This window comes from Terrimonas alba, assembly GCF_042434975.1.
Lineage (GTDB): Bacteria > Bacteroidota > Bacteroidia > Chitinophagales > Chitinophagaceae > Terrimonas_B > Terrimonas_B alba.
The window spans coordinates 287,308-310,378 of the sequence record NZ_JBHMQM010000005.1 but is presented as its reverse complement, the minus strand read 5'-3'; the positions used below and the strand labels follow the sequence as shown (position 1 = coordinate 310,378).

General features: G+C 41.0%; 27 protein-coding genes. 8 read left to right on the top strand and 19 right to left on the bottom strand.

From position 1 onward, the window contains the following. Positions 1-49 precede the first annotated feature (49 nt). The 4 genes from ACFEL9_RS16300 (at position 50) to ACFEL9_RS16285 (ending at position 2,555) form a co-directional block, all read left to right on the top strand. A complete protein-coding gene (locus tag ACFEL9_RS16300) occupies positions 50-967 on the top strand; it encodes a hydroxypyruvate isomerase family protein (protein WP_385892206.1) in 918 nt (305 codons plus the stop codon). A gap of 39 nt (positions 968-1,006) precedes the next feature. Further along, entirely contained in the window at positions 1,007-1,597 is a 591-nt protein-coding gene (locus tag ACFEL9_RS16295) for a Crp/Fnr family transcriptional regulator (protein ID WP_385892203.1), read from the top strand. A gap of 87 nt (positions 1,598-1,684) precedes the next feature. Then, positions 1,685-2,038, top strand: a complete 354-nt coding sequence (locus ACFEL9_RS16290) for a SnoaL-like domain-containing protein (RefSeq protein WP_385892200.1) — start codon at positions 1,685-1,687, stop codon at positions 2,036-2,038. Positions 2,039-2,057: 19 nt separating this feature from the next. After that, positions 2,058-2,555, top strand: a complete 498-nt coding sequence (locus ACFEL9_RS16285) for a DoxX family protein (protein ID WP_385892197.1) — start codon at positions 2,058-2,060, stop codon at positions 2,553-2,555. Here ACFEL9_RS16285 and yidD read toward each other — a convergent pair whose 3' ends face one another. From yidD to ACFEL9_RS16190, 19 genes are all read right to left on the bottom strand, one after another. Continuing rightward, positions 2,556-2,786, bottom strand: coding sequence for a membrane protein insertion efficiency factor YidD (gene yidD, locus ACFEL9_RS16280; protein WP_385892194.1), 231 nt, complete (start codon positions 2,784-2,786; stop codon positions 2,556-2,558). Next, a complete protein-coding gene (rnpA, locus tag ACFEL9_RS16275) occupies positions 2,783-3,184 on the bottom strand; it encodes a ribonuclease P protein component (RefSeq protein ID WP_385892191.1) in 402 nt (133 codons plus the stop codon). Before rnpA ends, yidD begins: the two co-directional genes overlap by 4 nt. Positions 3,185-3,303: 119 nt before the next feature. Next, positions 3,304-3,459, bottom strand: coding sequence for a 50S ribosomal protein L34 (gene rpmH / locus ACFEL9_RS16270; protein ID WP_385892189.1), 156 nt, complete (start codon positions 3,457-3,459; stop codon positions 3,304-3,306). A gap of 185 nt (positions 3,460-3,644) precedes the next feature. Then, positions 3,645-4,472: a glutamate racemase gene (murI, locus tag ACFEL9_RS16265; RefSeq protein WP_385892186.1), complete on the bottom strand. Its 828-nt coding sequence runs from the start codon at positions 4,470-4,472 to the stop codon at positions 3,645-3,647. Positions 4,473-4,590: 118 nt separating this feature from the next. After that, positions 4,591-5,142: an OmpH/Skp family outer membrane protein gene (locus ACFEL9_RS16260; protein WP_385892184.1), complete on the bottom strand. Its 552-nt coding sequence runs from the start codon at positions 5,140-5,142 to the stop codon at positions 4,591-4,593. A gap of 109 nt (positions 5,143-5,251) precedes the next feature. Beyond that, positions 5,252-5,767 (bottom strand): OmpH/Skp family outer membrane protein, encoded by a 516-nt coding sequence (locus ACFEL9_RS16255; protein WP_385892181.1) that lies wholly within the window; start codon positions 5,765-5,767, stop codon positions 5,252-5,254. A 55-nt stretch (positions 5,768-5,822) separates the two neighbouring features. Then, positions 5,823-8,552 carry a BamA/OMP85 family outer membrane protein gene (locus ACFEL9_RS16250; RefSeq protein WP_385892178.1) on the bottom strand — a complete coding sequence of 910 codons (2,730 nt, stop codon included), beginning with the start codon at positions 8,550-8,552 and terminating at the stop codon, positions 5,823-5,825. A gap of 217 nt (positions 8,553-8,769) precedes the next feature. Next, a complete protein-coding gene (gene uppS / locus ACFEL9_RS16245) occupies positions 8,770-9,531 on the bottom strand; it encodes an undecaprenyl pyrophosphate synthase (protein ID WP_385892176.1) in 762 nt (253 codons plus the stop codon). Between the two features lie 91 nt (positions 9,532-9,622). Next, on the bottom strand, positions 9,623-10,480 hold the full coding sequence (gene porG / locus ACFEL9_RS16240; RefSeq protein WP_385892174.1) for a type IX secretion system protein PorG: 858 nt from the start codon (positions 10,478-10,480) through the stop codon (positions 9,623-9,625). A gap of 165 nt (positions 10,481-10,645) precedes the next feature. Next, entirely contained in the window at positions 10,646-11,524 is an 879-nt protein-coding gene (locus ACFEL9_RS16235) for an NAD kinase (RefSeq protein WP_385892173.1), read from the bottom strand. A gap of 55 nt (positions 11,525-11,579) precedes the next feature. After that, on the bottom strand, positions 11,580-13,046 hold the full coding sequence (locus tag ACFEL9_RS16230) for a POTRA domain-containing protein (RefSeq protein WP_385892171.1): 1,467 nt from the start codon (positions 13,044-13,046) through the stop codon (positions 11,580-11,582). A gap of 71 nt (positions 13,047-13,117) precedes the next feature. Continuing rightward, positions 13,118-13,780, bottom strand: coding sequence for a CBS domain-containing protein (locus ACFEL9_RS16225; protein WP_385892168.1), 663 nt, complete (start codon positions 13,778-13,780; stop codon positions 13,118-13,120). A gap of 38 nt (positions 13,781-13,818) precedes the next feature. Continuing rightward, complete coding sequence (locus ACFEL9_RS16220; RefSeq protein ID WP_276504328.1) at positions 13,819-14,598, bottom strand: alpha/beta fold hydrolase; 780 nt, start codon at positions 14,596-14,598, stop codon at positions 13,819-13,821. Positions 14,599-14,743: 145 nt separating this feature from the next. Continuing rightward, entirely contained in the window at positions 14,744-14,869 is a 126-nt protein-coding gene (locus ACFEL9_RS16215; RefSeq protein WP_385892165.1) for a hypothetical protein, read from the bottom strand. Positions 14,870-15,010: 141 nt separating this feature from the next. Next, the gene (locus ACFEL9_RS16210) at positions 15,011-15,349 is read right to left on the bottom strand and encodes a hypothetical protein (RefSeq protein ID WP_385892163.1); all 339 of its coding nucleotides are present in this window, start codon (positions 15,347-15,349) and stop codon (positions 15,011-15,013) included. Positions 15,350-15,487: 138 nt separating this feature from the next. After that, complete coding sequence (locus ACFEL9_RS16205) at positions 15,488-16,033, bottom strand: CvpA family protein (protein WP_385892161.1); 546 nt, start codon at positions 16,031-16,033, stop codon at positions 15,488-15,490. Between the two features lie 85 nt (positions 16,034-16,118). Next, the gene (locus ACFEL9_RS16200) at positions 16,119-16,571 is read right to left on the bottom strand and encodes a GatB/YqeY domain-containing protein (RefSeq protein ID WP_385892160.1); all 453 of its coding nucleotides are present in this window, start codon (positions 16,569-16,571) and stop codon (positions 16,119-16,121) included. Positions 16,572-16,675: 104 nt separating this feature from the next. After that, a complete protein-coding gene (gene gldC / locus ACFEL9_RS16195) occupies positions 16,676-17,023 on the bottom strand; it encodes a gliding motility protein GldC (protein ID WP_385892158.1) in 348 nt (115 codons plus the stop codon). Positions 17,024-17,059: 36 nt separating this feature from the next. Then, entirely contained in the window at positions 17,060-18,178 is a 1,119-nt protein-coding gene (locus tag ACFEL9_RS16190) for a glycosyltransferase (RefSeq protein ID WP_385892155.1), read from the bottom strand. Between the two features lie 287 nt (positions 18,179-18,465). Between ACFEL9_RS16190 and ACFEL9_RS16185 the strand changes: the two genes are divergently transcribed. The 4 genes from ACFEL9_RS16185 (at position 18,466) to gmk (ending at position 23,045) form a co-directional block, all read left to right on the top strand. Continuing rightward, positions 18,466-19,665 (top strand): choice-of-anchor E domain-containing protein, encoded by a 1,200-nt coding sequence (locus ACFEL9_RS16185; protein WP_385892152.1) that lies wholly within the window; start codon positions 18,466-18,468, stop codon positions 19,663-19,665. Between the two features lie 161 nt (positions 19,666-19,826). Next, positions 19,827-20,528 (top strand): DUF4290 domain-containing protein, encoded by a 702-nt coding sequence (locus tag ACFEL9_RS16180; RefSeq protein WP_385892150.1) that lies wholly within the window; start codon positions 19,827-19,829, stop codon positions 20,526-20,528. A 167-nt stretch (positions 20,529-20,695) separates the two neighbouring features. Further along, positions 20,696-22,003, top strand: coding sequence for a UDP-N-acetylglucosamine 1-carboxyvinyltransferase (gene murA, locus ACFEL9_RS16175; RefSeq protein ID WP_385892147.1), 1,308 nt, complete (start codon positions 20,696-20,698; stop codon positions 22,001-22,003). 466 nt (positions 22,004-22,469) lie between these two features. Then, the gene (gene gmk, locus ACFEL9_RS16170) at positions 22,470-23,045 is read left to right on the top strand and encodes a guanylate kinase (RefSeq protein WP_385892144.1); all 576 of its coding nucleotides are present in this window, start codon (positions 22,470-22,472) and stop codon (positions 23,043-23,045) included. The last annotated feature ends 26 nt before the right edge of the window (positions 23,046-23,071 follow it).

Genomic DNA, 23,071 nt, shown 5'->3' with positions numbered 1-23,071 from the left:
TTTGTTTTTGAACAAAATATATGATTAAATTGAAGGCTCAACTAAACTTATGAATCGCAGAAATTTTGTACGCAACGGTGTGCTTGCCGGAGCTTCTCTTACTACCGCCACTCAACTTTTTGGAAAAGAAAATAAAAAAGAACAAACGGCTGATAGGCCTTTTAATCTCAACTATGCCTTTCACGATGGCATGTTTAAAAATCATGGCGGTGATGATTTTATTGACCAGATAAAATACGCTTATGATAAAGGCTTTCGCTCCATTGAAGACAATGGGTTGACAGGCCGTAGTACCGAGCAACAAACCAAAATCGGCGAAACCCTCGCAAAGCTGGGGATGACAATGGGTGTTTTTGTGGTGCCAAAGGGAGGCAATTCCGCCAACTCTCTTGCCGCCGGTAAAAAAGAATATATTGATATTTTTCTGCAGGGCTGCCGTCAATCGGTAGAAGCAGCTAAAAGAGTGAATGCAAAATGGGTTACCGTAGTCCCCGGAGATTTTGAAAGAAATCTACCGATAGGTATACAAACAGGCAATGTAATTGATGGCCTGAAAAGAGGTGCAGAGGTTCTCGAACCACATGGTATCATCATGGTACTGGAAGCCTTGAGCGATAGTCCTAATCTTTTTTTAAGAACTACCGACCAGGCCTATGAAATTTGCCGTGGAGTAAATAGCCCCTCCTGCAAAATTTTATACGACGCCTATCACATGCAAAAGAACGAAGGCAACCTGATCAAAAATATTGAATGGGCATGGAACGAGATTGCCTATTTCCAGATTGGAGATAATCCTGGCCGTAAGGAACCGACTACCGGCGAGATCAATTATAAGAATGTGTTCAAATACATTTATAACAAAGGATACAGGGGCGTCATGGGCATGGAACATGGTAATTCAAAGCCGGGGAAAGAAGGAGAACTGGCTTTAATAAAAGCCTATAGAGAAAGCGACGACTTCCTGTAACAGGATGGTAGGCTGATTGATTGTTTAATGGCCTGAACAATGTTTGAAAGCATTCTTAATAATGTAGCCCGTTTTATTGATCTTACTCCGATAGAAAAAGATCAGTTTACTTCACTTATTCAAATTAAAAAGCTACGCAAACATCAATATCTCGTACAGGAAGGTGATGTATGCCGGTTTGAAGCCTTCATCAACAAGGGGAGCATGCGTTCTTTTTCGGTTGACGACAAAGGCTATGAACATGTGGTGCTATTTGGCATTGAAGATTGGTGGATCGGTGATTTGTATAGTTTTTTCACGCAAACGCCTTCCCGGTACAATGTGGAAGCATTGGAAGACGCAGAGTTATTTTGTTTGGACAAGCCGTCGTTGGAGAAATTGTATAGCGGGATCCCCAAGTTTGAACGATTTTTTCGGATACTGATACAAAATGCCTTTATCGCCCAGCAACAACGCATCATAGCCAACATGAGTCAATCGGCTGAAGAGCGATACACTGATTTCATCAACCGCTACCCGCAATTTGAAAAACGTTTCCCTCAGTATCATATAGCTTCTTATCTTGGCATCAAGCCTGAATCGCTAAGCAGGATACGTGGACAACGAACCAGGAATAAACCCACCTCTTAACCTACATCAATCGCATTTCTTAACTGGTGTTATTGGAACAGCGCTGTTCCTGAAAGCAATTTTGTGCTTCACTAAATAAAAAAAACAATGAACACTATTGCAGAAAAACCCGATGACCTGAATAGCCTTTTATCACCTGGTCACTTATTAGAAGCATTCGAAAAACATTATCATGACGAAGTAGTCATGCAGGAAAATACCTCATCTCCTAGTATCGCAAAAAATGCTAATCGTTTACGGGAAAAAGAATTCCTGAACAGCATTGTCGAATTCCGGACTGCTCGTGTGATGGATACCGCCGTATCAAATAATGTCTCCTTTGTAAAATGGCATTTCGACTATACATACAAAGATTGGGGTGTCAGAAATTATACCCAGGTTTCCGTTCAACATTGGAAAGACGGTAAAATAATCAACGAGCAATTTTTTTATGGCAATTAAAACGTACATGCAAGATCATATGTTAAACATAATTTTTAAAACAACGGACAGTTTCAATTGGCTGTTATTACGTATTGCGTTAGGAGTAGTAATGCTGGGCCATGGCCTGCAAAAATCACTTGGTTGGTTTGGCGGCTTTGGCTGGGATGGAAGCATGCATTATTTCACCGACTTTGTAGGCCTGCCATCTTCGCTTGCAGCTTTTATTATTTTGATTGAATCAGCAGGAGCCATTCTTTTAATACTGGGTGCTGGTGGCCGCATAATGGCAGCCCTGATGGGAATTGTAATAATCGGTGCCTTAATTGTAGATCATTCAGCACATGGTTTTTTTATGAACTGGCTAAATACACAAAAGGGAGAGGGAATTGAATTTGATATTTTGTTCTTATCGATTGCAACAGTCCTTTCTTTTAGCGGCAGCGGCAAATTTTCGATAGACCGGTGGTTGTATAAAAAATGGGAGAAGAAAACAGTACCCAAGAATATTATACCGCAGCAAATGGCCCGTGCCTGATTAGGGTACCGGATCATACCCGCTGCCTCCCCAGGGATGGCAACGTGCTATTCTTTTTATAGCCAGCCAAAATCCTTTGAACAATCCATGTTTCTTAAACGCTTCCACAGCATAATGAGAACAGGTAGGTGTAAACCTGCATTTGGGACCAAGCCATGGTGAAACTGCCGACTGGTAAATCTTTATCAGCCCGATAAAAGGAAGACTTAAAATATATAAAAATCTCTTCACGAAGTTTTATTAGTTATACTGATTAGCCTGGTTAATGCCAGCCTTACACTTTTAAAGACTTCTTCATAAGCCGGCATTTCCTTGCCGATATAAATAAAAAAAACGTTCAGTCGTTGGTTTTGTTCTTTTAGCTGTGCCTGCAATTCATTTTTTTGTAACCGGTATGCCTCCTTTGTTAATCGTTTGACACGATTTCTTTCTACTGCTGTTTTAAAAACACGGCTGCTGGCGGCAAATCCCGCCTGTAATGGAATTGATCCATCTTTGTCCTGGTCCTGGTAAGAATAAAAAATGCGAAAAGGAAGAATGACAAACCGCTGTCCGCTGCTAAACAACTGTTCTATTTGCTTCCGGCTTTTCAGCCTTTCTTTTTTTCCTAAAGTAAACTGCTTGGCCACAGATGAACACAGATTTACACAGATTATTTTATATAGCAAAATAGCCTCAAAAACTTGAGGCTATTACTATTTTCAGAGTCTCTGTAAGCCTTTCCGCCTGCGGCGGAAGGTTTGGAGGGTTATTTCAATTTTCTTTCATCGGAAACAGTCAGCTTCTTACGGCCTTTAGCACGGCGGCTTGCCAATACTTTACGTCCGTTTGCAGTAGCCATACGTTTACGAAAACCGTGTACAGCTTTACGACGCTTACGATGAGGTTGAAATGTACGTTTCATAACTATTTTTCTTTTTTCACTTTTTGAAAAGTAGCCGGGAGAACGGCCGGGTTTCAAGGTTCACCAGCAGGTCACCACACCCGCTGTTTGTGAAAGGACGGCAAAGGTAAGGGAAGCAAGTCAGAAGTAAGAAGTAAGAAGTCAGAAATTTTAGCATTCATCTTTAGTCGCTGAAATGCAGTTTTTTAGCTCAGGTCAATATGCTGTGACTTTACCACTTCACCAAAAAAGATGCTGGCATGGTTATCAAAATCTTCCGTGGAATCAGTGGTATAAAACGCTCTCTCTCCATTTTTGCTACAGGCCGTTTCGATTTCGGGGTGGCGTAACAGGTAATCCTCCAGGCTTTCTGCTACAATCTCACCCTGAGAAACCAGCTTTACCCCCACTGGCAGGTATTCCTGTATTTTTTCTCTTAACAACGGGTAATGCGTGCAAGCCAGCAACAACACATCGATAGTATTTCCTTTCTCAAAAATGGTTTTCAAGTTCTTTTTGACAAAGTAATCAGCGCCGTGACTTTCAAATTCGTTATTCTCCACCAATGGTACCCACATAGGACAGGCTTCCTGGTATACTTTCAGACCAGGAAAAAACTTCGCAATTTCTATGGGATAAGAATTGGACGCCACCGTGCCATTGGTTGCTAAAATCCCAATGCTATTGGTTTCAGAAAAGCTACCAATTATTTCTGTAGTCGGCCTTATTACACCAAGCACCCGCTTTTCCGGGGCGATTTTTGGAAGATCATTTTGCTGTATAGTTCGCAAGGCTTTTGCAGAAGCCGTGTTGCAGGCTAGTATTACCAAAGAACATCCTTGTTCAAAAAACCATTTGACACATTGCAGCGTATAATGGTAAACGGTATCGAAGGAACGATTGCCGTAAGGGGCCCTGGCATTGTCACCCAGGTAGATATAATCGTACTGCGGAAGTTTATGAATGATCTCTTTCAAAACCGTTAAACCACCATAGCCCGAATCGAAGACACCGATAGGATTTGCTTTTTGCATAGAACAAAAATAAGAACAATGAAAAGGTTTCCGGTTTCCTGTTGCCAGTTTCAGGCTTATAAAAAGAAAACCCCATTACACAGTAACAGGGTTTTCTTTTTCAAATTATAAGTTAGGTTTATTTACCTACCGGAGGTTTGTAACCAGGTAACAACTGTGGAGGTATTGTGACATTTAGTTTTTTAGCCACGGCCTGCAATAAGTTATCTGCATCCGGTGCTACGATGATAGATTCACGGGACACAACATAAGCGTATCCTTTTTCTTTTGCTACGGCATTAATAGCATCCTGGATCTTTTTCATAACAGGTGCTAACAATTGAGACTGCTTGTTCTGAACAGCTTCCTGTGCTATTTGTTGCCAGTTCTGAAGTGTCTGGGTCAACTGCCCTAATTCTTTTCCAATTTGTTCTTTTACAGCAGCAGGAGCGGGGTGAACACTATCTCTGAAAATGCTGTCTTTGTATTGATAAGTTTGCAGCAAAGACATATACTCTTTGCCCACAGTATCTCTTTGATAGATCTGCATCACCGAATCGATTTTTACTACCTCAGGCATCAGGTATAAAATAGTTTCTGCATCAATGTAACCTATTTTAGTTTGTGCCTGTACCCCGCTTCCGGCGATCAGCAAACCAACAGCTACTGCAAGCATTTTCAAATTTTTCATTTGTTTCTTTTTTGTTTTCTCCCTTAAGCAGGGTTTTCAATTTTTATTTTTAGAGATAGTTTTTATCAACCTTTAGTTGCTTGTTTTGTTTTCTTTAACAGTTGAACGATCAATTTCTAACCCCCAATTCCCGCAGCACATCTTCGCTCTTATCCAGTTTAGGGTCGGCAAATATAATGGTAATTCCTTCACTTTTATCAAGCACAAAGTCGTAGCCCCGCTGAGTGGAAATTTTCTGAACGGCATTGAAAACCTTGTCCTGTACCGGTTTGATAAGCTCCTGGCGTTTTTTAAAAAGATCGCCCTCAAAACCAAAGCGTTGTCTTTGGAGATCCCGCAACTCTTTCTCTTTTAGAAATAGTTGATCCTCTCTTTTCTTCTTCAAATCTTCACTCAACATTACCTGCTCTGCTTCATAGTCTTTATACATTTTATCAAGAGCGGATTGTTTTAAATCGATATCCTTCTGCCAGTCGGCAGCTATCACATCCAACTGCTTTTGTGCATTGGTATATTCCGGCATTTTATCCAGGATATAGCGGGTATCAATAACGGCATACTTCTGTGCCTGTGCCATAAAGCCAACAAGCAATAAGCAACAGGCAATAAGCAATTTTTTTTTCATATCGGTAAGTTTGTTTTGAAAATTAATCCCACTTATTATTCCCCATTCATCCCTTCTATTCTGGCTCAAAACCCAGCATAAAGGTAAATCTCGATGCATTTTTCAATCCTCCACCCGGCTGGATACGATCAATACCGATACCATAGTCAAACCCTAACAAACCAAACATCGGCAGGAAGAAACGCATACCTACACCAACACTGCGACGAAGACGGAATGGGTTATAATTTTTAAAATCATACCAACCATTGGCCGCTTCAAAAAATGTAAGACCATAGATGGTACTACCCGGATTTGTAACAAGCGGGTAGCGAAGTTCCAGTTGGTATTTATTAAAGATGGTAAAATAGTTATTAGCGTTCTGCTGATCGGGGTTGATGGTTGGGTCTGAAGATTCATACACAGGATAACCACGATGCGCAATGATATCATAACCCAACAGACCGTAGTTGTTGGTAAGACCAGCATCACCCACCTGGAAACGTTCAAATGGTGAATAACCCAGTTTGCTATTGTACCGCCCCATGAAGCCGTATTTGGCCGCCATTTTCAACACGAACTGCCTGTTCTTATCAGCACCGGTTGGTTTACCAATAGGCACATACCATTCGGCATTGAAACGCCATTTATGGTACTCCGGATTTTTATAGGGATCTGCTGAGTTTACCAGGTCAGGATTAAATAAAGTATATGGCGGTGTAAGTTGAACACTTGCTAAAAAGCTGGAACCACTTCTTGGGAAAATCGGATCAAACACGGAAGACCTTTGCAAAGCCAGTTTAAAGCTCAGGTTGTTTGAGGTACCATCAGCCGAGGCTCCCGGAAAAATTCCGTAGTTACGCCTTTTATATTGCGTAAAGCTCAATGAATAAACGAGGCTGAAATAATCATCCGGCCATTTTAATTGCTTACCTAATGAAACCGAGAAGCCATTTACTTTTAAATAATTGGTATCAGATCTTGCATTGTCAATACGACCGGTAAACGGATCAAATGCATTCGAATATTTACTGTTATTATAAGCCAGCGTCAGAGAGTTTCTCTTTTTACCACCCAGCCATGGCTCGGTAAAGGAAAAGCTATAAGAGCGAAAGGCCTTACCATTCGACTGAACACGAAGACTTAGCTTTTGACCATCCCCGGTTGGTAATGGATCCCACGCAGTTTTCTTCCAGATATTTTTAATGGAAAAGTTATTGAAAGTAACACCGAGAGTTCCTGTCAAACCAATACCACCACCCCATCCGGCAGACAACTCCAATTGATCGGATGATTTTTCTTCAACTTTCCAATTAATATCTACGGTACCGTCGTCCGCATTGGGAACTACTCCGGGCTCAATTTTTTCCTGGTTAAAATATTGCAGATTGCCCAACTCACGGGTGGAACGAATCAGGTCAGTTCGACTAAACAACTCGCCGGGAAGTGTTCTTAACTCGCGACGAATAACATGATCTTTTGTTCTTTCGTTACCGGCGATGGTTACGTTTTTGATCCTCGCCTGCGGACCTTCGGTGATCCGTATTTCATGATCTATTGTGTCATTATATACAGCCGTTTCAACAGGATCAACACGGAAGAACAGGTAACCATCATCCATATAGTAACCGCTGATATCACCACCTTCCTGCGACATTTCCTTACCCAGGCGTTTATTTAGTATCTCAAGATTGTATACATCGCCTTTGTGAATGCCTAACACCATATTCAACAATGAATCGGAAAATTTAGCATTACCTTTCCAGGTAATATTGCCGAAATAATATTTTCTACCCTCATTCACTTTTATGTCAACATAGAGTTTATTGTCTTTTGTAAGCTGCGTATCGGCAATGATCTGTGCATCACGATAACCAAGAGAGTTGTAATACTGTAATACTTTCGCTTTATCCTCTTCGTACTTGGTAGGATTAAATTTTGCGGAGCTGAATAATTTGAACCGGAAATAAGGGTCCAGCACTTCTTTTGTTTTGCTCAGCGAAAGAAAACCCCAATCTTTCATGTATTCTTTAAAACTGGGTCTTTTTGTAGCACCATAGGGGCTTTCATATTTGGAAGGGAATAGCGTAAACTTGCTCATTTCCTTTGTTCCCTTCATTTGCTTCTTCAATTTCAGGTCAGCCACTTTTTCGTTTTCAAAGAAATTCACTTCATCGATTCTCACCTTCTTTCCTTTGTCAACATAAATCGTCATGGCATTGGAATTCGGGAAGGCCGGATCCGGTTTTTCATCAATACGGATGCTTACGTTCTGAAATCCTTTATCACGATAATATTTGGTAATAACTTCGTTGATGTTTCGCCGGATGTTTTCGGTAATAATGGTTTGCTTTGCCAGGCCTATTTTTCCTTGTAGTTCGTCGGCTTCGGTCTTTTTTATACCAACAAATTTGAAGTTGCCCAGTCGTGGCCGTTCTGTTACGCTAATTTCAATGCTTACCCTGTCGTCCTGGATTTTGGTGACATAAATCTGAATTTCGGAAAACAGTTTTTGGCGCCACATGTTAGCGATGGCTTTCGCAAAAATATCACTCCCGGGATGGGTAAATTTATCTCCTGCCTGCAGGCCCGAGATCGATAAAACGATAGCTGTATCCAGGTGCTTGATCCCTGTAATGCCCACTTCGGCAATGGTGTATTCTCTTGGAATTCTTGCATTCTCCCACTCTAACAGTTTGGGGTCAACAGAGGTAGGTTTGGTAGTATCATCTTGTGCCTGTGCAGTAAGTACAGAGCCAATCAAAATTATCAGTAAAGCACTTAGCCGGAGTGAAAGTCGTTGCATGTGTTTTTGTTCAAGTCAGACTGAGCCCGCCATCGGCGGGTACTGCAATTTGTTTGTTTGTATTTTATAAAAAACCGCCAAACTTTTGTTGCGGCGGCAAATTAACGGTAAATATCGAAAGTGTTTGTTAAAAGAGAGTCAGTTATATAAGATCAAAAAGTCATGAAAGTCAAAAAGAAAAGCCCACCAGAATTGACTTATAACTCTTATGATTTTCTTATTGGCTGACGGCCTCCCCGGCTACCTGTTCGCCCGTTTTTCCGAACCTCCTCTGCCGGCCCTGGTAATCAACGATAGCTTCATACAGGTTTTCTTTCCTGAAATCCGGCCAGCGGACATTGGTAAAATACAATTCCGCATAAGCCAATTGGTACAACAGGAAATTGCTGATTCTAAACTCACCACTGGTCCTGATCATCAACTCCGGGTCAGGAAAATCGCTTGTACAAAGAAATTTTTGTAATGTATCCTGGTCAATCTCGTCAAGATTAAGCCGGCCCTGTTTTACTTCAAAGGCAATATTTTTTACAGCGTTTAATAACTCCCACCGTCCGCTATAACTGAGTGCCATCACCAGGTTGAGACCCGTATTTTCTTTGGTAATTTCCAGTGCTTCATTTAACTCCTGGCGGGCATATTCCGGCAGCATATTCATGTCACCGATCACATGCAGCTTAATGTTGTTTTTATGCAAGCTTTCTACTTCCTTACGAATGGTGCTCACCAATAATTCCATCAGACCGATCACCTCGTACTCGGGTCTATCCCAATTTTCGGTAGAAAAAGCATAAAGCGTAAGATAGCCAATACCCAATTCGGCACAGCCTTCAACAATATTGCGAACACTTTCCACGCCGTGGAAATGACCATACAGCCGGTCCTGCCCTTGTTCTTTCGCCCAGCGTCCATTGCCATCCATTATAATGGCAATATGCCGGGGCAACCGGGCCTTATCGATTTTGTCCAAAAGCGCTGACATATTAGTGTTTTTCCTACTGCCTTGAAACAGGGAAGCAAAGGTATCAGATTTGATGGGATTCAGGCGAATCTGATTCGATAATTCTTGGGCTTTAATTAGCCGTTGGACACTTATAAGATTGCAGGTTAAAAGTGAGGTGAAACATAGCAGTAATAAACTGGTCCTTTTGCTTGCTGTTTCCCCTTTGCCTGCCTGGGATGCCGATTGGCTCGCCGATTTCTCCGGACCGGTCATGCAAGCGGTATGCTTCAGACGGACTGCCGTCAGGATTTCCTGGAAATATCGAGGGGTCAACGTATGTTTTGCTTACATCGTCAAGATAATCGGTGTTGGTATAGCGGTGCAAAATTTCAAAACCAATATTGAGCCGTTCATTCAACGAATATTTTATACCGGCTCCGAATGGGATGGAAATGCCCATCGTACTGTACTGTTTACGATCGGGATATTGTGCACTTCCCTGTCCTTCTGTTCCAAGTGGACGAAGAAAGACTTTTTCCTTATCCAGGTAAGCAAATGGATCATAGCTAAAAGCTCCCACGCCGAAAGTGATATAGGGTGTCATATTAAAACCAGGCTCACCGGGCATAAACCGGAAGAAATTAAAATCGCCCTGCAAAGCGAGTTCCCACACATTGCTGTTGAAACTCAGGTTGCGACGATACATGTATTCATTATCCTTATTGTAGATATCAGAATATCCAAGACGGGCAAAACTGGCAGCAATACGGCCGGAAATATAGTTGCTGAAATTTTTACGGAAGAAAACAGTAGCCGCCATTTTAGGCCTGTTGAATTTTGCACGGGTGTTTAGGTCACCAAAATAATGAGCAGCACCAAGGCCAATACCAAATTCTCCCTCTTGAACAATAGAATTTTGCGAAGCGGATCTACCGGGCAGTAATAAACCACTTACTGCTATCGCAACTACTACAAAAACATTTTTCATTCGCTTATTTTTGATTTTAAACCGCCAGTTTGGACTTCTATCCTATTATTTCTCCATCAATTGGTGGTGGGATGAAAAAATTACAAAGGCCGGTTTATCATATCCTGGTAGTAGGTTCGGAAAAAATAATAACGCCAAAATAGCAATTTTCTTTTATCTGCGCCACTAATTTCTTTTATCCAGGCCCCAGGTAAGTTTATTGTGCAGGGTTTGCAAAAAGCTATTTTCACTAAGCCGCAAAAGGCTGATCGAGAAGCTCTCTTTTTTTACGGCCAGTGATACGTTTTTGCCTACTATTTCCCGCCGGGAATCGAGGGAGCAAATGATATTTTCAGAACGGCTCTCCACTTCAAAAGAGATAATGTTATCGTCAGGAACGATGAGTGGTCGTACGTTTAAATTATGCGGCGCTACGGGAGTAATGACAAAACTGCCCGACTCAGGAAAAACAATCGGACCACCACAACTCAACGAATAACCTGTAGAACCGGTAGGGGTAGCCATAATCAATCCATCCGCCCAATAGGTGTTCAAAAACTCACCGTTGAGATAGGTATGAATTTTTATCATCGAGGCTGTATCCCGTTTGTGGAGGGAAAACTCGTTTAATGCATAAGGCACATTTCCAAACAGCGGTAAGTCGGCATCAAGATGTATCAGCGTTCTTTTATCGACTATATAGGTTCTGTTAGCAATGGCCTTCACCGCCTTTTTTACTTCGTCCTGGCCAATACTGGCTAAAAAACCCAGCCTTCCAAAGTTGATGCCCATGATCGAAATAGACTTATCCCGGACAAGTGTTACTGTATCCAGCAGGGTACCATCTCCGCCAAGGCTTATAATAAATTCGACTTCTTCCGTAAGATCTTCCGACAAAGAAAAAACAGTTGTGTCCGCCGGTAACCTGATGATATGTTTTATCTGTTCGTAGAACTGCCGAAAGATAACCGGTTCGATCATCTGTTTTTCCAACTCATCAAAAAAAACCTGCACATTTCCCTGCTGATCTTCTTCCATTATCCTGCTATAAATAGCTGCTTTCATCCTGGTCAAAATTTATTTAATACACAGGTCGCAAAAAATCCTGTCTTTATCTGTATCAGAAAACACTTCTTTTATGTATAAATATACCGTTTTGACCCAATTGATTAAATGACCAATCAAGTTTCAGGGTAAAGTCATAGATGGTGGTAATGTCAAGGCCAAAGCCACCGGTGAAAAGCATTTTATTAGAGAGCGAATTATTTCCCGGCTCCGGGTGACGAACATACCCTGTATTGCCAAACACCCGGGCATATATGTTGAAAGGAATTCTCTGGGGTGCAATCCTTTTGGTACCAGGAATCCTGATATTAAAATTGATGAGCTTCCTGGTGTAAGCTGCTTTCAGGTAACCTGCGGCTACACCATCAATAACATAATATTCATACCCCTGCAGGTAAGCGTCTTCATAACCCAATAATTTCTGATTAAAATAAGGTTGCCTGAATGGCAGCTTGACAGCACCATAAGCATTTAGACTGAAGAAAGATCTTTTCCCTGTAGGCCAATAGGCTGATGCCCTGGAAGTGAGTTGTAGTAAGTTAAAGGCCGAAGTGAAACCCTTTTTCTTTACCGAAACTTCTGCGGCATACCCCCTGGAAGGATACGGTATATAATCCAGGTCATAATAAGTCATCATGTAATACAGCTCGGGAAAAGATACCTGTTTTATTCCTTCTCCAAGATAATTGGGATTGAGCGCAGCAACAGTATCAGCTACTTTTTCCCGGGTATATCCTATCCCAAACCGGTGCCTGGTTTTTATTGCTTTCCGGTAGGTAAGTTCGCCAGTAACGATCGTGAAATTGCGAACATAATTTTCGTCCTTTAAAAAAACCTGCTTATCATTTTCACTCATATAGTTCATCTCCCTGTTCTTGCCGGTAGCAAAAAAGACATTCATTCCCCACTTCATCTGCTTATCTATATAAAGCCTGTCATAACTAAAAGAAAACTGCCGGGTATATCCGCTGATAACCCAGAGTCTCAGCTTATCATTTCGCCCTGTTACATTGTTGTAAAGCAATTTGCCCCCATAGTTTACCCGTTTTAAACTGCCTTTTTGCTCTACCAGCCACTGGTTAAGATTTCTGTCAACCGGCTTAAAGTAAGGGACGGGAAAAATATACCAACGCTCTCTGACCTGCACCAATATGTCAATATTATAGCCCTCGAAACTTTTTAATGCTACGATCACTTCGTGAAAAAGAGAAGTATTCATTAATTGTTTACGGGCAACTTCGAATTGACGCACCAGGTCTTGCAATAGGAACACATCACCCGACTTAAAAGGAATTTCCCGGAGTATGATATTGGGCCTGGTTACTCTATTGCCCTCAATAACGATATTTCTTACAAGAAAGGGCTTTTCATTATGAGAAGAAGTGGAGCTGTCAAGTATTGCTGCAACAGAATCGTAGGGAACAAACATATCTTCTCCACCCGGGGAGTGTTGTGCAGAGATACCCTGACAGCAAGCCAATCCCAACCAGAGCCATAAAAAATATTTCCTTTTCCTCTGCATAGTCTCAATCTACAAGATCCTCTAAATTAGCCGGATTTCTGCACCTGCAATCAAAGTAGGAATAAATATTGTCAGATCTTAAGATAATTCATGAGGTTGTCATAATTACTCTTCAACTCGTTGGCATAGTGTTCCTCGCCAAAAAAGTATTTTACATTATACTCATAGCGCTGAAAAGTAGAAACAATGTCTGATACTTCAGGTTTGTTGATCCTGATAGTGACCTGCATAATTCCTGTCTCGGGGTCGTTGGATGTATTCAGTTGTGTGATCTGTGCGTCGTTTGTTTCAACCAGTTTGCTGATCTCATTAAAAGAGTACTGGTGGCTATCCATCTCCAATACAATGAGACCGCCCGGCTCATTCAGGCTCATAAAATTTGATGCGTGTTTCAGCAAGTCAATATAGGCAACAGCCCCCACAATATCATTTTCATTGTCCACAATCGGAACCACACTTAATCCATTTTCAGCTGCCAACTGGATGGCTTTAAGAAAGTGCTCGTTATTTTTTACAGAAATATTGCCGAACGATTGATTTAAGTCATTTAAAACAGTATGGTCATTATCGACCAGCATCAAATCATCTTCACTGATCAATCCTATATATTTTTCGCCGTCTACTATGGGAAGATGAGCCACCTGGTTATCATTCATCAGTTGAAGAGCCTGGTACACTTTATCCTGCGGGCGCAGGTAAGGCAATGTCTGGGATTGTAATTCTCCTGTTAACATGGATAGCGGCTCCTTATTTTTTACAAAGACCCCAATGATCAGCTAACTGTTGCAGGTTCATTGAGTTTTTTCAAAAATTTATGAAGGATCATATTGAACTCATCAGGCACCTCCATCATGGGTGCATGGCCACATTTATCAATAAAGTGGAGTTCACTGTTGGGGATCAATTTGTTAAACTCCCTGGCTACAAAAGGTGGAGTAATGGTGTCATTGTTTCCCCAAATTAATAACGTAGGAAGTTTAATTTGATTGAGTTCCTCCCCCAAATTATTTCTGATAGCACTCTTCGCCAAAGCAATAATCTTGATGACCTTCAGCCGATTATTAGTGATCCCAAATACTTCATCCACTAATTCTTTGGTAGCCATTTTTGGATCATAAAAAGTCAACTCTGTCTTTTTCCGAATATATTCATAATCGCCTCTTTTGGGATAGGAATCACCCATTCCATTTTCAAAAAGACCAGAACTTCCGGTGAGAATAATTGATTTGATGCAATCAGGCTGACTTTTCAGGACATATACCAATCCGACATGTCCGCCCAGCGAATTACCTAATAGGTGAACATTTGTATAGCCTCTCGTCTCAATAAATTTGTTAACGAATTTGGCCAAACCACCTACAGATGTGTGCAATATATCCATATCAAGCAGCGGTAGTAAGGGTACCACTACTTTATTATATTGTTTAAAATATTCAATCAGGCTTTCAAAATTGCTTAATGCTCCAAACAGACCATGTAATAAGACCAGCGGCTCTCCTTCGCCTTCTTCGATAAATCTGAACTTATTATCCTGTTTTATTTCGTAACTCATTTGCTCCGGATCATTAATTTTTTACTAAAATAATCGTTTTGCCGCAATTTTTTTATCGCTTCACTAAGTCTTTACTTATGGCTACAAAGATAACAGCCTAAAATGCAATTAACGGAATTTCAATCTCTTTTAATTGCGAACCTCATTAAGGATACAAAATTTTAAAATAGAATCGCTGAATAGGACGAAAATACCAGGTAAGCAGGATTAATAATGCAATGATGGCGCTGAATACCCGGTTATTGGGATAAACAACCGCTATGGCAGACATTTACTATAAGTATACGAATATATTCAAGTTAAAAGATCCACCTGCGCTGATCAGGAATAGCACCACTATTGACAAGGCTGACAAGAATAAATGCCGATAATAGAAATAATTGAACACGGGCCAGATAATGCTCAAATAGCATCACAATAAATAATAGTATTGAGGAAAAATAGTCTGCACAGTTACATACTGTCGCATAGCAGGTGTAGATGGGCGATACAACCTGGCCACATTCAATAATTTTCTTTCCAATATTGATCTGAAACGAGGATCAAGGTCATCCGGTTTGCCAGACAATACTTTCCACTTTGCTTTTACTCCTTTAGTATAGCTAAGTTCATTATAGATCTCGGGTGGAAGATGAAAATGCTGCCTAAAAAAACTGTGACTGTTGAGTGGTTTGGTAAGGCCATAAACAATTTGTAGATCTTTTTTTTTCGTGCATAACGTGCTGAACAACTTATTCCAGATGATCAGCACGTTACCATAGTTTTTATCAGGGTATTCAGAATTTGAGGATGATGAATGCCATGATGATTAGGTGTAATCAAAAATTTTTCAAACCGGCCTTTAGCAATTAAAAGATCAGCACCACACTTTGGTTGTCGAAAAAAGTCATTAAGGATTTTGCCCGGCAGATTGAGCCACTCCCCCGAAGAAATTTTGGAGATCTGTGAACATGCCCTTGAATACAGGAACCACTGAAGCAAAACCGTCAATCACTTTTGGTCCCAACGGGTGAATATAAGGATAGCTTACAGAATTGCCGGTTGTGGCTGGTTGTAACAAGTTGATCTGCCCGGCATAAAAAAGAATTACACTAAAAACAAGAATGTAAATAGTAATATATAATAATATTCCTCCGAGCCGGTTCACCCAGCCCAACATTGAAATTTCAACTGTTTTTTGAATGAGGTTTGCACCAAGCCGGATCAATAATACGACCAATATAAAAACTACCGCGAAAGAAATAACAGGCAGCCAGGCATCAGAAACTTTTATGGCTGTGCCAATATAACCGGCTGCCACTGTTGAAAGCTTTATAGCTGCAGCCAGTCCGATAATAACAGCAATAAAAGAAAAAACGCCTACTATCAAACCCCGCTGATAGCCTTTTATTATTGCTAATGCTAAAACAACAATTAAAAGGATGTCAATAAACATGCTGTGGGTTTACCTGCTTAACGTGAGGGCGGATAGATTTAGTTCTCCTTAATCTATAAAAAAATACTAAACTTAATATGTGCTCTTATTTAGTCAAAAGCTCTTTTACCAGGGCCGAAATAGTTTTTCCATCAGCCCTTCCGGCAAATTGCTTGCTTGCTATCCCCATTACTTTACCAAGGTCAGCAGGTGAACTGGCGCCGGTTTCAGCAATGATCTTGCTTAAAGCCTCTTTTAACTCCTCCGCTGAAAGCTGCTTTGGCAAAAATTTTTCAATTATGTCTATTTCTTCCCTCTCCTTTTGAGCTAGTTCGGGACGATTTTGTTTTTCAAAAATCTCGAACGAATCTCGACGCTGCTTTACCAATTTTTGCAAAAGTTTTATTTCATCTTCTTCTTTCAATTCACCGCCAGCACCTTCAGAAGTTTTAGCAAGAAGTATAGCTGCTTTGATAGCACGAAGGCTGCGCAATGCAGCTTCATCTTTTGCAAGCATTGCCGCTTTCAGCTCAGCCATGATTTTTTGTTCGAGAGCCATATAAAAAAAATTTTAGTTTATTGTTTGCGGTTTATAATTGATATAACCTGTAGTCACAATTTATACTTTACCGCTGATTTCCGACATCCTGCCTCTGGCCTCTTCTAGGCTTTATTTTCTTTTATTTGCTTTTCACGGAATTTCTGGTAAAAATCCTGCGCAAACTTTTTCATTTCGCCTACCATTTCTTTGTGATTGGTAGCTCTGCCGTAAGTATCCGCCATTGTCATCATAGTCTGGTAAAAAAAATCGGCCATTTCATCCACCATCATATCTTTTGTCCAAAGATCGATTCGCAGCGCTGTTTTTTCCGCTCCATCCCAAAAAGACAGCATCATGGCCTTTGCTTTCTGCTCGTTATCAACAGTTGTATCAGAAGCATTCCACGTAATAGCATCGGGAATCCGGTTCTCATCAGTGTGTACATTAATATTAATACTTGAAAGATTCATGTGTTTCTAAAATTAAAGGGGGCAAAGGTAATTAAATCATTCCATGGCTCTCAGAATGCCTTGCCAAAAAAGAGTTGCGGCCCTTTCCGGGTTATTGACAGCAGCAATCCTTTTACCTTTCTCAATAAGCTGGTTGCGCAATGTTTCATCCTTATATAATAGCATCATCTTTTCAGCAAGTTCCTGGTGACTGGTGACATCCGCATATAAGGCTGCATCCCCGGCTATCTCCTCAAATGCAGAACCCGGCGAGGTTATCACCGGAACGCCGCTACTCATCGCCTGGAGTAAAGGAATATACTGATCCTCGCAAGGCGAAGGAAAAACCATTCCATAAGCAGCCCCCATCAAAAAAGCCAATTGCTTTTCGCCTTCCAATACCACAGTTACTATATCATCACGGTATTTATAACTCCGCAGGCTTTCCATAAATTTCTTATCCAAACTGCTTGATGCCAATACAAATTTCCAATCGGTCTTTTGACGCTTTTTAAATACTGAAAATGCCTTTAAAAGATTGGTCAGGTTTTTAAGCAGGGAAACATTGTCAGCATAAATAAAGAAATTTTTCCCACCGGTATATTGAGTTCTTATCTCTGCTTCTTCGTTTTCGTCAAGGCAGCGAAAGAGATCGCCGGCGACACTATTTATGACATGTAGTTTCTCTTCTTCAACCCGGTAATTGGATAAAATGGCGGCTTTAGAAAAATTTGAAAAGGTGATAATACTTCCTGCTTTTTCAACAGCCTTTCGCATATGTCTTTTTAAAAAAAACAGGTGTGTTTTTTTTAGAGTAGAGGAAGGCTGCAAAAAGGAAAGATTTGGCAGCATTATACATTGCGGAATCCGGGTGTTGAAAGAGCAGTATCCTGCGGGTGAAACAAAAATATCAGCTTTATATTTTTTCAAAAGCGAAGGAACTTTTATATCATACCAGTATTTGTGCTGAATACGATTATTAATTTTAGGACCGGCTACAATCGTTCTCACGTTTTCATCGAAAAAAAATTCGGGTGCATGCGGTCGATCGGCAATGAGAATAAAATAATCGTCACATTGTTGCTTTATAAGACAGCGCAATAATTGATATACAAAAAGCGCATATCCATTTGAAGGTTTCCGTGATAAAAGATTTGTATCAATGATTATTTTCATGGCCGCTGCAAAGTTAACCGGTTCGGTATCGGTATTTTGCAGGTAAAAAATACTGGTGTCACCCGTATAGCTTCTTTGTAAAAAAGGCTGATTACCTGATTTTTTTATCGTTTTATACCGAAGCTATTTCCTGTTTCAGGCTTCGACTATTTGCAAGTCATTTTACTGATAAGGTTCGCTTATTACTGCACATCAAAACGGGCATTTATACAATTGTGCGATGTTACCCACGGGTCTACCTTTACGCCATAGAGAGAATCCAATAGGCAGGACACAAATCATCGCCTATGAACCGTTTATACAAAAAACTTTTTTTTAAATTACTGTTTTTATGGATCGCCTTTTTTGTTTCACACAAAGGCCTCGCTCAGTGCCCGGACGGGTATGGAGCTCCCACCACCAGTGTTGCTTTTGATACCAGCTTCGCTATTCCGGCGGGAAACACATCGATGCCGGTTTATTTACCCAAGTTTGACCCTTCTGACGGCATGGTCAATTGTATGCGGCTTTGCCTTACCATTACTGGTATCGTCGATAGCTTGTCTTTTGAAAACAACCAGGTGGCGCCTCATACTTATACGGCAAGTTATTCCAGGACGGATATGCTAACCGGCCCTGGTTTGAGTACACCTATATTTAACAGTGATGGTAAAAATTACTCATTTCCCCTTTTGGGACAGGACGGAGTGCCGGGTTCGGGTCCGGACTTCGGCAAGGTGGTCAATGACACCGTGCTCAATGCCAAATCCAACTGTGTTACCATCACAAATTCGGGGGACCTGACCCAGTTTTACGGTCACGATAGCCTCCTATATAATTATACTATCAATGCAGGGGTGAGTATTTCAAGTGGAGGAAATGCCTCAATCGGAATTGCGACTTCCGGACAAGTGAACATTCGTTTTGAATATTGTTATTGCCCCGCCATGGTGCTTCCTTTAAACATTCGCACCTTCAATGTTTATAAATTAACCAATCAAAATGTGGATTTGAAGTGGGAAGCAGACGATGATCAATCCAGTTATTACTATGAAGTAGAAGTAAGTAGAGATGGTACAAATTTCTTAAGTATTGGTACTTTTAATAAAAACATTGAAACAATCAGTCCATATAAAATGACATTTACCGCGAACAATGGTGAGACAGGAACGTTTTATTTCAGGATAAAGCAGGTCTATGCCAACGGGTACATTCGCTATAGTAATATTCGGCAGGTAGTACTGGAAAGTTCCGCAAAAACAAAATTTTCTATTTATCCCAACCCCTCAAAGGGTATTGTTGGTATCAAATTTGATAATAAAACGAAAGGAATTTTTAAAGTTCTTGTTTATACTACGCTGGGACAGATGGCGGTGTCAAGAGATTTAGCTGTTGATTTTGGATCGCCTTACATGGAGTTAGCAAGATTAGAGCCGGGTGTTTATTGGGTTAGGCTTACCGATAAAAAAAGCCTTGAAACCAGCGTAACTCAACTTTTAATTAAATGACCTCTTAGGTGGAAGAGGATGGTGGCTTGTAAAAGGGGCCTTGGTTCGGGGCCCCTTTCTTTTTTTAGAACCCCAAGCCCCTAAAGGGGCTTACCGACAATACCTGACTTTCGGACTTCCGATTTCTTTCTCTACATTTGTTACTCTACTTACAACCTTTTATGGAATATAACACGACGAGAAATAACCTGGCTATGCGTGAATATGGCAGGCATGTTCAAAAAATGATCGAGCACCTGCTGAGCATTGAAGACCCGGAAAGGCGCCAGCGAAATGCGCAGGCTGTGATCGAACTCATGGGATTTCTCAATCCTCACCTGAAAAATGTTGAAGATTTTCGCCATAAACTGTGGGATCACTTGTTTTTTATTTCGGATTTTAAACTCGACGTTAAATCACCTTATCCCATACCCACAAGAGAATCACTGAGCGAAAAGCCGCAACCGCTCCCTTATCCAAAACGTCATCCGAGACACTCTCATCTCGGCAAAAACCTGGAAATAGTCATCAAAAAAGCATTGAAGGAAGAAGATCCTGAAAAACGATCCGGATTCGCAAATGCCATTGCTTATTATATGAAGTTGGCTTATAACAACTGGCATAAAGAGACTGCGCACGACGACGCCATCCAAAGTGAATTGACAGGCATAACCAATGGACAATTGACCTTTACCAATACACCTTATGTAAAAGCATTCCGGCCACAGGATAGCCGCGGCGATAGAGACCGGGGGGGCTATGGTAAACAGAGAGGCAAATTTCAGCAACGCAACGGCGGTGGCGGAGGTAATGGCGGCCAATTCCGAAATGACAGAAATGACCGGGGTGGCGGCGGTGGAAAGTTTAAGAAAAAAAGATATTAATCATAAATAAAAAGTTATTTGAAAGGTTGACAGGTTTGCTTGTCAACTTTTTTCTTTTTTAAGAACAGCAGGAGTAGTTGCAACAGAACTTTGTTGCCAATCCTATCAAATATTTACCTTGCAGCCATCCTTATTAACTAATAATCTGATCAACTTTTAATCATATCATGCATTCATTCGAAGTACAAGGTGGAAAAAAACTTTTTGGCGATATTATTCCCCAGGGCGCAAAAAACGAAGCGCTGCAAATTATCAGTGCTGTTTTACTTACGCCAGAAAAAGTCATTATCAAAAACATTCCCGATATTCTTGATGTAAACTTATTGATTGAATTATTAGGTGAAATGAATGTGAAAGTGGAACGGCCCCAACGTGACACATGCATTTTCCAGGCTGATAATGTAAACATTGACTACCTCCACAGTGAAGCATATAAAAAGAAAAGTGGCAGACTCAGGGGGTCGGTAATGTTAGCGGGGCCCATGCTGTCACGCTACAGAAAAGCTTTTATCCCTAAGCCCGGTGGCGACAAAATCGGAAGACGAAGGCTGGATACACATATTATTGGTTTCGAAAAGCTGGGGGCAAAATTCAATTATCACCCCGAAGATGGATTCTTCCATTTGGAAGCACCTAACCTAAAAGGAATGAATATGCTGATGGATGAACCTTCCGTGACAGGTACAGCCAATATAGTAATGGCTGCAGCAATGGCAAAAGGAACTACTACAATTTATAACGCAGCCTGTGAACCGTATTTACAACAGCTGTGTAAAATGCTCAACCGCATGGGAGCAAAGATCAGCGGAATAGGCAGCAATTTATTGACAATAGAGGGGGTCGATTATCTCGGCGGCACGGAGCATCGCATGTTGCCGGACATGATAGAAGTGGGTTCGTTTATAGGTTTAGCAGCGATGACACAGAGCGATATCACTATTAAAAATGCAGGAATAGAACATCTTGGAATAATTCCTGAAAAATTTCAGCAGTTAGGTATTAAAATGAATTTTAAAGGTGATGATATCCATATCCCTTCACAGGAAATATATGAAGTGCATCGCTACCTGGATGGAGGTGTATTAACAGTATACGATCATCCCTGGCCCGGCTTTACACCGGATCTTCTGAGTATCGTATTAGTAACAGCCATTCAGGCAAAAGGCAGTGTGTTGATCCACCAAAAAATGTTTGAAAGCCGTTTGTTTTTCGTGGACAAGCTGATTGATATGGGAGCCCAGATAATATTGTGCGACCCGCATCGTGCAGTTGTTATTGGATTGGAAAGAGAACAACAACTGCGTGGCATTACCATGAGCAGTCCTGATATACGGGCCGGTGTTGCTTTATTGATTGCCGCACTCAGCGCCGAAGGGAAAAGCACTATCCAGAATATTGAGCAAATCGATAGAGGATATCAATATATCGATGATCGGTTGAAAAAATTGGGAGCTGATATTAAAAGAATAGAATAAGCCGCATACAGGGTTTAGAACGGCCTCTGAAAAAATGCGTTAAGAAAATTTGCCGGGCTATATTCTTAGTTTGTAAGTTGTACCGATAATGGGCTTTGTACTGCAGCCGGAGCTTATTTCATTTTAGCCTGACAGGTAAATTTTTAGCATTTTTTCCGGAGCCTTGACTTTTTTTGATTTTTGTGTCAAGACAAAAAGTAAAAAGAGTATTCGGGATTAGGGAGACTTTGCGGTCTAAGCTTATTACCTATAAAAGAATTTAAAAATCTCACCTCCAACGCTTTGGCCGAAACCAGACATTTATCGGCCGAAACCAGACATTTATCGTCTGGCCCAACCCTTCTCCGGGGGAGGGGCTCGAACCTTCAACCAAATAAGTAAAGTACTGGACAAATTTTATTAGACAACCCTGGTAAAAAAATAAAAGAGAAGAAGCTCCATTCCGTTTCATTTCTTTTCTTTGCGCATGAGCTCCTTTCAAAATAAAATCATCATCATTACAGCCCCATCAGGCGCCGGTAAAACGTCAATCACAAGACATTTGCTGAAAGTATTTCCTCAATTAGCCTTTTCGATTTCGGCCGCCACCCGGGAATCCCGTAGTTATGAAACCAACGGTGTGGATTATTATTTTATCCCCCTGCAGGAGTTCAAACAAAAAATACAGCACAATGAATTTGTAGAATGGGAGATGGTATATGAAGGAAAATACTATGGTACCCTTAAAAGTGAGCTGGAGCGACTCTGGAATAACAATCGTTGCCCTTTATTGGACATTGATGTAAAAGGAGCTATTCATGTGCAACAACAATACCCTGACACTTCACTCACCATTTTTATAGAACCTCCCTCTGTAGATGAACTCAAAAGACGATTGGAAGGAAGGGGAACCGAAACTGCTGAGTCATTACAGGCAAGGGTAAATAAGGCTTCTTATGAGATCTCATTTAAAGAGCATTTTAATAAATCCATCGTAAATGATGATCTGGAAAGAGCCTGCACCAAAGCAGAGGAGATTGTGAAAGAGTTTCTGGGTCTATAAGCAAGATTTGCCACCTACTGGTCACC